Annotated in this window: 2 protein-coding genes; one reads left to right on the plus strand and one right to left on the minus strand. The window is 41.3% G+C overall.

Going from position 1 to position 578, the window contains the following annotated elements; genetic code table 11:
• Positions 1–123, plus strand: a 123-nt coding sequence (locus L652_RS0101880) for a plastocyanin/azurin family copper-binding protein (protein WP_029770100.1), incomplete at its 5' end; no start/stop codon positions are given.
• 48 nt (positions 124–171) lie between these two features.
• On the opposite strand, the gene L652_RS0101885 is transcribed toward L652_RS0101880, so the two are convergent.
• Positions 172–578 (minus strand): ChaN family lipoprotein (locus tag L652_RS0101885; RefSeq protein WP_024603231.1); only part of this gene is annotated, 407 nt, incomplete at its 5' end.

Below are 578 nucleotides of genomic sequence, written 5' to 3' on the forward strand. Positions count from 1 at the left end.
GGTGGCAAATCAGCGCAAGTTACTTTTAATATTAGCGCCTTAACAGCAGGGACTAACTACACGTATTTTTGCTCTTTTCCTGGGCATTACGCCATGATGAAAGGCACATTTACGCTTAAATAAATATCAAAGGGTGTATTGCACTAACACTGTGTAATACACCCTATTTTATTATTGGCAATGCGTTTGCTCGCCTCGTTTGGCTAAAGCTTTAAAAGCCGCTTGTTGATGTTCTTTTTGTACATAACGGGGTGGCAAAGGATTAACCTGCAACTGATACCCTGTTTGATTAGCTTGCACGCTTGTTACCGGCGATATCCAAACAACATTTAACTCTGGCGCTAAACGCTTAATAACACGCGCTATACCTTCGCCATTTTTTACATGAAAATCGCCCGAAATATGCATTACCTGCGTATTTTTATGCGCTGTTACATAGTTAACAATAGACTCCCCCATAGTTTCATCCCATGTAACTTGTGCTGCAAAATAGTTTTCGTTTTGACTCGGTGAGCCGTGGTGCATTGACGCCATAAAACGTTGTTTATAATCACTGGGGGATGTATCAATAGCGGCTG

Source organism: Pseudoalteromonas sp. TB25, assembly GCF_000497995.1.
GTDB lineage: Bacteria > Pseudomonadota > Gammaproteobacteria > Enterobacterales > Alteromonadaceae > Pseudoalteromonas > Pseudoalteromonas distincta.